We start from the raw sequence: 9,435 nt of genomic DNA, 5'->3' as shown, positions 1-9,435 counted from the left end.
GTGTATGATGGATCGGAAGCCTGATTTTCTCAATGATATGGAGCAATTGGCATTTATTAATTTGTCACGAGATTCGTTATGGAAAAATGAGTTATAAGCCTTGAGAGGAGCTTGCCATGCGGCAGCTTCTTTTTTATGGCGTGATGAGGTGTAAATTGCTGCGTACAAGCTGTGAGAATGGATGGATGAGGAGACGCCAAATGAATAGATGGATTTCATACAGTTAAATTTCGGAATTTTCTGCTTAAACGTAGAATAGATGGAAAACACGCAGTTAATTTTAACCATTTTACCCGATCTGAACAAAAGTGGCAGTTTTAACAACATGTTTTACAGTTAAATCAAGAATTCAGGAAAATTCCTCGAAAATAGATGTACATTTTCCAGTTATTTCAAACTTCATAAGCGGAGCCCCTCCAAACCTACAAAACCCATCAACAGCATATAAATTTAAGTACAATAAGTCGAAACAATCACTCACCAAATGAGTCAAATAATGGAAGGGTTAACCACGCATCATGGAATCTGTTTATCGAAGGAGGTAAAAATGCCCTATATTCGTTTGATTGTTTTAGTGCTGTTCGTTGAAGTTACGATAACAATGGCAGTCAGTTTCGGCGTATACTTTGGATTTTCGATCTATCCGTATACGCTGACAACGTTAACTCCATCAKGGGCTGCTGTTCAGTCAGCTGGTTTTAACGCAACGATTCCTTTGTATATGCCTTCACTTGCTGATTTGAAAGTTCCATATTCGCTGCTAAGGGGAGCCGCTCCAGATTGGGGAGTAGCAGCATTCCTAGTCTCTGCAGGCTTAATTGGCATACAAAGTTTTATTCGAGGTATGTACCTAGGCGGTCTGAAAGGATGGGTGCTGAACCAGGAGAAAGTCCCACTATTCGCAAGTGGGCGCAAATATTTCGGCGATATGATCGCATGGACGATTTTTCAATTCGTGACTGGCGCGGCAATGATCTTCTTCGCAGCTGCTTTTTTTMCAATTGGCATCATCTTGATCATTGTTTTAATGTGTTATTCACTCACGCCATATTTAATCGTTCTCGAAAATATCAGCTTCAGTACTGCATTGGCGAAGGCTACGGGTACGTTTAGGAGAAATTTTGGTGCCATGCTGCCACTCGCGTTGCTTGCTATGATTTGCACACTAATTGTGAGTTTGTTCCGTTCACTAACACCACCGTGGGGATACGCAGTACCGTTGCTTGCATACGCATGTGTGGGAACTTTGTTGATCGGTAAGCTTATGCAAATACTAGCGGAGAAGCTTAGGATTACCCCTGAGCAGCAGAGTACAATTCAGCCAATAGATGAAATTCGAACTCGTGGCATGGTCAACGCTTTGATTGTGCTGCTAATTCCAGCGTTACTCTTCACAGGAATATGTACTGCTTCTGGAAAGCACTTAAAGATGTTCGACTTCGGCAGTAAAAAACAGATCGAGGGTATCTCGTATCTGACAAGTTTCTCCGACGTATACTATGCGTCCAAGACGAGATATACAGCGTATTTGTGGCAGTCAGCCGATTATAGGATGGCAATCAAGCTTCCAGATTTAACCGGCGGTCGTAAGCCTGACGAATTGCGTGGTATAGCAGAAATCACGTGGCAGATGGATGAGAATATTCGCACGGTACAAGGGAATTCAACTCAAATCGACGTGAAGCCAATCATGCACAAGAGCCAGTTGATGTATCGGCTGGTTAAAGAGACCACTATGGATGGCCATGTTTATTATTCTAGTTTGAGAGGCTCATCTTCGATTCTGCCAGGTGACGTGAAGCCGCGTGAGCCATTATCCGTACAAATCATGGTCAGTGGAGATGGCAGTCAAATATTTGTTATACAATACCCAACACGCTTCGATATTTCGCCTGTATTCCGGGTTTCGGATGACGGGAAATATGTGATCACAGGAACAAGTCCAGTGAATCCAATGGATTTCCACACCTATTGGTTCACTGCAGATCAACGTACCGATCACATGTTCAACTTACTGGCTGCCAAAAACCAATTGAATGACACCGCAATGTTTAACCGAGCTTACTTTGCGCTTGCTTCTGCTATGCAGGAGGGAGATGGACGTACGGTCGTTAATCTGCTTGAGACGATGCGGAAGTCCGGCGTAGACGTGAAAGCACCTGGATGGGATATCCAAACGTGGACGGATAACTTACATCATCGATATCAAGATGCAAGCTTGCCTAATTTCCTAGCGCTGCTGTCTAAGGCAGGCATGCAAGGGGGTTATGAAGTCACAGAGACAACTGACAACAAGGAGGATAAGGTCGGTGTTTACCATCTTGAGGTACCGTTCACTGATGGTGTTATACCGATAACGTTCAAGGAATCTAAGGTAGATGGCAAGCTGTTGTCTATCCATGTCATGGAGTAGAAGATAATTGGATACGAGAGTGCCTCTAAAGCCAAGTATGTGGCGGGGACACTCTTTTTCCATTTTAAAAAAGTGATAAAACAATAACAAAACTCTAAAATTCAATAATGTTTTATTGTAAAACGATAAATTATGTGGTAAATTCAAATCAATAATTATGAAAAGAGGTGCTTTAGGTGAAACAAGGATCAACATTATTTTTGAAAATCGCAGTCATACTTATTGGACTCCCTGTTCTTGCACTGTGCATATTCGTGGTGCCGGAGTTTGGGAGATATGCCGTAGAGTTATATCCAGGAAAGACTTATCTGCAATATCTCGTTTACCTCGATGTCTATGCAACGGCGATACCCTTTTACTTTGCCTTATATCAGGCTTTCAAGCTGTTAAGTTATATCGATAAAAACGTTGCCTTCTCAGAATTATCTGTAAAAGCATTGAAAAATATCAAATACTGTGCAAACACAATCAGTATCTTATATGTGCTAGGCTTGCCGCTCTTTTATCTCATTGCGGAGAGGGACGACGCCCCTGGCCTCATCGTTATTGGATTGAGCTTTATATTTGCTTCCAGTGTAATTGCTGTTTTCGCCGCTGTTCTTCAAAGGCTTTTGCAAGAAGCGATCGATATTAAATCAGAAAATGACTTCATAGTCTGAGGTGAATGAAATGGCGATAATAATCAATATTGATGTGATGCTGGCTAAAAGGAAAATGAGCGTGACAGAACTTTCGGAAAGGGTTGGCATTACGCTAGCTAATCTGTCTATTTTGAAAAATGGTAAGGCCAAAGCGATTCGAATTTCTACGTTGGAAGCAATATGTAAAGCTTTGGATTGTCAGCCTGGTGATATCTTAGAATTCAAAAGTGATGAAGAAACGCTAGACTAATACGTTTGGATAATATACACGGAGGAGGGATACAAGTGGACCGTAACAATCTGATCATTGAACATATGGGCAATCCCCATGAGCTTGAGCGAATGTTTCGAAAAGAACCTGAAGCGTTCAGGAAAACATTCGCCTACGCCTGGGAACAAAACCCGAATTCGCAGGTGCTTGCCACTTGGTATGAGAGATTGCACTTCAAAGAAGATGTACATACCGAAAAGGCGTCCTTGTTTCAAAAGGATTTCTTTATCATGGGCATTTTGGCGATACTGGCAGGGATTATCACACGGATCATTTTCCATTATGTTGAACAAGAGACAATAGCTCCAATCAATCTTGTTTTTGGTGTTCTACCATTTATAGCGGCCTACTTTGTATGTAACAATCCCCCACGGCGAAATGTTATGTATACACTTGCAGGGTTGTTTCTTGTCTCCGTCATTTATGTGAATATACTGCCACTCGAGCAGAATGACAGTATCCTTTTATCTTATATTCATTTACCCATCTTCCTATGGGTATTAGTGGGGCTAGCTTTTACAGGAAATGAATATAAACATGGCAGCATTCGATTAGCCTATCTGAAATTTAATGGTGAACTTKGCATACTTTACGCGACTATGGCCATAAGTGGTGTATTATTAACAGGTTTAACTATGCAGCTATTTAGATTTGTGGGCATGGATATTGCTGATTTTTATTTTAAAAATGTCGTGTTATTTGGAGCTGTTGCGCTATCCATTGTGGCGACCTATCTCGTTTCTCGTAATCTTAAACTTGCCAAAAATATCGCGCCTTATATCGCCAAAATTTTCAGTCCACTCGTGTTGGTAACCTTGTTGGTCTATCTGATAACGGTTATAGGGGTCGGGAAAAATCCGTTCTTGGATCGGGATTTCCTTCTTTCCTTCAACGGCATACTGCTTTGTGTACTAGCCGTTACCATTTTCTCCATTACAGAAAGTGGCACAGATGCGAAAAAGAATATTTCAGATTATATAAACTTTGCTTTACTTGTGCTAGCACTTATAATTGATAGTGTGGCCGTATCAGCCATCGTGTTCAGGCTTTCCTCTTATGGGATTACGCCTAACCGAATTGCTGTTCTAGGAGTCAATATTTTGATTTGGGCCAATCTGATTTGGATTATGGTTTCGTATCTGCTTTTCTTACGAAACAAAACAGGACCTACTACCATCCAAGACGCCGTTACGAAGTATTTACCGGTCTATGGAATTTGGGCTGCTTTTGTTGCATTTACGTTTCCTTTTATTTTCAAATAATATAGCGATACCAATGGAGTGTAACCGACATGGGAAGAGAACGTTTAAGACCTATTTACAATGCTGGTGAATCGCTGTTGAAGGAAATTCAACGTACGTATGTCTCAGAGGATGGGGTGGCGATCTGGAGTTTGGGCCAAGCTGGGGCGTTGATTAAAGGCGGCAGTTCAGACGAAGTTATTTGTATTGATCCCTATCTAAGTTATTCAATTGAATTGGAAAATCCTGATACGGAATTTAAAAGGGAAATTCCACCGCCGCTTACGCCTCAGGAGCTAGATGTAAACATCGTATTGCTCACGCATTTCCATAATGATCATATGGATTTAACTAYGATCAAGGGTGTTTCTGAGGCTCATCCAGGGACGACATTCGTGGCACCAGCTTCACATGTGAATTTACTGCATGAAGTTGACGTGGATGCAAGCCGAATCATTGCTGCCAAGCAAGAGCTGGTGATTTCTCGACAAGGCGTAATCATTACTCCTGTAGCGGGAGCGCACACAGCGTATGAGACAGATCAGGATGGGAATCAGTACTATTTGGGTTATTTTATCGAAATCAACGGAGTGAGAATCTTCCATACAGGAGACACGGTTGTCACACCAGAGTTGATTGAGCATGCCAAGAAATTTCAGCCTCATGTAACACTTCTTCCGATTAATGGAGGCGATTATGCACGTACTTCCAGAGGAATTGTAGGCAATATGAACTTCCGTGAAGGGGCAGATTTCGGCGTTGAGATTGGGTCGGATCTACTAATCCCTATCCACTTTGATATGTTTTCCAATAATCGTGATAACCCGGCCTACTTCGTTGATTATTTGTTCCACACGTATCCTGCGCAGAAGTTCCATATGATGTCCGCGGGAGAGCGATTTATTTATTTTAAATAAGAGAAAAGGATGAGACAAAATGAGCAGAATATTACGGTTTGAAATCCAAGCAGATGAACCCAATCAACTCATCGAGTTCTATACACGAACGTTTAATTGGGAATTCACGAAGTTTCCAGGACCACAAGACTATTGGTTTATTAAAACGGGGAATAGTGGAGATCCTGGCATTGACGGGGGATTAATGAAATCTCCTGATGGTACGACGCGAACTATCAATTCAATTGAAGTAACTTCGATCGATGAATATATAGAATCTCTAACATTAAATGGCGGGACTATTGTTGTTCCGAAAATGAGTATGCCAGGAATGGGCTACCTTGCTTATTTTACTGATCCAAGTGGAACCATTGTGGGGATCTCACAATCGGATTCGAGTGCACGATAAGTCGTAAATATTATTGATCTTTATTAAAGGGCTGCCTTATGGCAGTTCCTTTTTGTGTTTCGTAAGGTGATTTTCTTAGAATAGATCATACTTTTGTACAAATAAAGGATCCACTTCGTCGTTATTTCTTGGTATATTAAATAGGGAGAAAAGAACTTATACGCCGTTAKGGAGGAATGTACATGTACACATTTGGATGGTGCAATGGGATTCAAGAAGCGGAGAGACTTGGGCGATTGGGCTTTGATTATATCGAATGCGCGCTCGTGGCATTAAATTTAGAGGATGAGGCAGATTTCGCCGCCAAGCTTCCCATGTATTTGAATAGTCCGCTTCCCGTACAGGCTTTCAGTATATTTTTCCCAGGAGACTTGAAAGTAGTCGGTCCAGAAGCCGATGAGGAAAGAATCCGACGATATGTGCATAAAGCTGCAAGCGCTTTAAATAAAATCGGGGCCAAAACGGCTGTTCTCGGCAGTGGAAAAGCACGTCATTTTCCGGAGGGTTGGGAACGTAATCGCGCAGAGCAACAGCTTCTTCAGCTACTCGCACGAATCGGAGATGAGTTCGAAGGAACAGGTGTTACGCTAGCCATTGAGCCCTTGAATCGTAAGGAATCCAATATCATTAACACGGTTTCGGAGGCAGTGATGTTGGCCAAGCAGGTGAATCTTCCAACGATTCGAGTTTTGGCCGATTTCTATCATATGGATGAGGAGCAAGATCCGATTTCCACCCTGATTGAAAATAAGGATTGGCTTCAGCATATTCATCTTGCGGATACGGATCGGTTGTCACCTGGCACAGGTCAATATCCCTATGATCAATTCGCGGCGGCATTGAAAGCATCTGGCTATGCGGGGATGATTTCAGCGGAGTGTACCGTTCATGATCCTGAGAAAGAATTCGCGGCAAGTTTGGCTTTTATGAGAGAGAAGTTCATGTAGAGTTCCTATCGAATTGAAAAGGATTTAGCCAAGAGGGGTCGAAATATATAATACCGAGTAATTAACTATGATTTCATTTTTCGGGAATTAGGCAGATAAGGTTGTGACGCAGTTGTTAAAAGATAAAATTCTTAGAAGAGAACCAGGTATCATTACTTACGGTATGACACCTCCTAAGGAAACACATTCGCTAGAGAAAATGGCTGAAATTTCACACAAACAATGTGAGCGACTTCAGAAACTTCAAATAGATGGCTTAATTCTCTATGATGTTCAGGAAGAAAGTGATCGTATCGATCAAGATCGTCCTTTTCCTTATTTACAGACGGTTGACCCGACTACGTACAGCAAGACGTATTTKAGCAATTTAAATGTCCCGAAAATTATTTATCGATGTGTGGGGAAATACACAGAGGAACAGCTGGCGGAATGGATTCAAGCTGATCTTGATGAGGAGCGATTCTCCGTATTTGTGGGGGCATCCTCCAGTAAACAAGAGGTTCAAATGGGTCTGCCAGAAGCGTATGCGTTAAGCAGAAAGCTGAATGACAAACTAACTTTAGGGGCCGTTGTCATCCCTGAAAGACACATGAAAAAAGATGACGAACATCTCAGAATGATCAATAAAATAGCGAGTGGCAGTCGGTTTTTCATTTCCCAAGCGACCTATAACGTTGAAGCGTCGAAGAACTTCTTATCGGATTATTATTATCATTGTAAAGAAAATAAGCTCGACATGGTGCCGATCCTCATGAATATTGCGCCGTGCGGCTCGACGAAGACGCTTGAATTTATGAAATGGCTTGGTATCTCCATTCCGAAATGGTTGGAAAATGATTTGAAGTATTCGCAGGATGTCTTGGATAAATCCGTATCGGTTTCCCTACAAATATTTGAAGAAATTTTCGAATTCGGCCTGGAAAAAGGGATTCCGATCGGGTGCAGTGTCGAAAGTGTCTCCACGCGAAAAGTTGAAATCGAAGCTTCGATTCAATTGGTGCATGAGATCAAAGCTATGATGGCGAAGAAAATGAGATCATCGTTTGTTTTTTGAGTGTACGTCAGAAGAAGGAGCAAATCTGCGTTAGCAGTTGCTCCTTGTTTTTCATTGTAGCTAACTAAAGGGGAATCTCATTGATCATACAAAGTTATGTGAACGAAATGACAGAGGTTTTACAAGCATGTGGTTTTACTGAAAGCGAAATTCTAACAGGCTTGGCCTATATCGAAGGTAACATCTTGGAAGATGAATTGATCGTAAACGTAGCGCCTAAAGATTTCAAATTAGTGCAACGTGAACAGCGTCGCAAAACATGGGCATTGCTATCAACGTTGAGGAAAAAGAAAGATGACTCCGATAGGATCGGAAGATATTTATCACTTTTCATACACATAGGTAAGGACAGTTTTCTAGAAACTAGCTCCGATTTCAATATGGAAGATGCATTGTGGCGAAGAGGATGTTTACGTCTTGTCACCCAATACAAAGTCCCATACACCATCGTTTGGGAGTGGATGCTAGCGAAGAGCAAATTTGTCGATTATCGAGGAAATCCAGAGTCGTATGCCTTGGAATTTGTGGAATTAATGGCGCAAAGCGAGCCTGAACTATTGCACAAGTTGTATCCGGACCAAGATGTTGCTGTGCAGCCATATATCGCTGCATTGTTAACCAAGCATAACGGTGAAGATTATGAAGCATTAACATGGTTTGAAAAACATTTTTACCAACTTGCCTCGGTTGATCATTTGGATACAGACAATAAGAGAAAGCAGCTGAGAAATTGTGTTTATTTGGCTGTTTCAGTAAAGCAGCACAGTCGTATAGCATCGGAATACTTGAAAAAGCTGATTAATGAGGATCCGAATGCTTTTGTAACGAATTACAGAATAGCTTTTTACCATAATCGTGAAAAGGAATTACGTAAAATCCCTGGTATGTTGGAAGAGTTTGKAGCTCTTCGTGAGCACTATCTCATCAATCTTGCTGAGCCTGGTCTTGGAAGTCGTGATGGGTCTTATGATGATCTCTTGAGAGAAGAATTCGCTGATCGACCGGAGAGCTTCCGGAAAGCAATTGAGATGTCACATGGTTTGAAAACCATTCATTTGTGCCGTATCGTCTGGGAAAAAGATGAGGAGAAGCCTTACTTAAGCGAAGCGCTTCAGGAATTTGCAAGTTATTTGGAAAGCTTAATTCCGAATGATCCTCAATTACATGCCTACTTTCGAGGAGAGAACCCATTTAGTGAGGTTGAACGATACTTACATCATCTGCATGAGACTTCAACAGGGTCTAACTATCGTAGACTGCTTGATTTGAAAGATCTACGCAACCATTCAGAGATGTTTGACAGGGGATTGTGTTTCTTGGCCTACGCCGATAAGGAAACGCTATGGATCATGGGCAGTTGGCTGTCAGATAAAGGATTCACCGTGAAAGAGCTTATGGATCGAATCACCAACGCTGGAGGTGATAGCAACGTATTGCTCCCAATGATTGTTACGAAATCTTATGCGAAATATCCGTCGGATGATGAGGCTTTCAACCAGACCGGATATCAGTATTTGAAATCTTATATACGGGATCAAGGGGAAGTCATAGTAGCCCTTCTTC

The 9,435-nt window shown here is 41.8% G+C and carries 9 protein-coding genes; all 9 read left to right on the top strand.

The window, feature by feature from the left end:
• Positions 1-547: 547 nt before the first annotated feature.
• Complete coding sequence (locus tag AC1DLM_RS33515) at positions 548-2,413, top strand: hypothetical protein (RefSeq protein WP_477572405.1); 1,866 nt, start codon at positions 548-550, stop codon at positions 2,411-2,413.
• 176 nt (positions 2,414-2,589) lie between these two features.
• The gene (locus AC1DLM_RS33510) at positions 2,590-3,072 is read left to right on the top strand and encodes a DUF2975 domain-containing protein (RefSeq protein WP_477572404.1); all 483 of its coding nucleotides are present in this window, start codon (positions 2,590-2,592) and stop codon (positions 3,070-3,072) included.
• Positions 3,073-3,082: 10 nt separating this feature from the next.
• Entirely contained in the window at positions 3,083-3,304 is a 222-nt protein-coding gene (locus AC1DLM_RS33505) for a helix-turn-helix domain-containing protein (protein ID WP_236284547.1), read from the top strand.
• A 35-nt stretch (positions 3,305-3,339) separates the two neighbouring features.
• The gene (locus AC1DLM_RS33500) at positions 3,340-4,587 is read left to right on the top strand and encodes a DUF4153 domain-containing protein (protein WP_477572403.1); all 1,248 of its coding nucleotides are present in this window, start codon (positions 3,340-3,342) and stop codon (positions 4,585-4,587) included.
• Between the two features lie 29 nt (positions 4,588-4,616).
• A complete protein-coding gene (locus tag AC1DLM_RS33495) occupies positions 4,617-5,483 on the top strand; it encodes an MBL fold metallo-hydrolase (protein WP_477572402.1) in 867 nt (288 codons plus the stop codon).
• Positions 5,484-5,502: 19 nt separating this feature from the next.
• Positions 5,503-5,871: a VOC family protein gene (locus AC1DLM_RS33490; protein WP_441991912.1), complete on the top strand. Its 369-nt coding sequence runs from the start codon at positions 5,503-5,505 to the stop codon at positions 5,869-5,871.
• A 182-nt stretch (positions 5,872-6,053) separates the two neighbouring features.
• Entirely contained in the window at positions 6,054-6,818 is a 765-nt protein-coding gene (locus AC1DLM_RS33485) for a sugar phosphate isomerase/epimerase family protein (protein WP_477572401.1), read from the top strand.
• 103 nt (positions 6,819-6,921) lie between these two features.
• A complete protein-coding gene (locus AC1DLM_RS33480) occupies positions 6,922-7,872 on the top strand; it encodes a methylenetetrahydrofolate reductase (protein ID WP_477572400.1) in 951 nt (316 codons plus the stop codon).
• Between the two features lie 80 nt (positions 7,873-7,952).
• Positions 7,953-9,435: hypothetical protein (locus tag AC1DLM_RS33475; RefSeq protein ID WP_477572399.1), on the top strand; the 1,483-nt coding region annotated here is incomplete at its 3' end.

The organism is Paenibacillus sp. 01T442 (assembly GCF_056398345.1).
The sequence above is the reverse complement of the archived record's forward strand: the minus strand, read 5'-3'. Positions and strand labels throughout refer to the sequence as shown.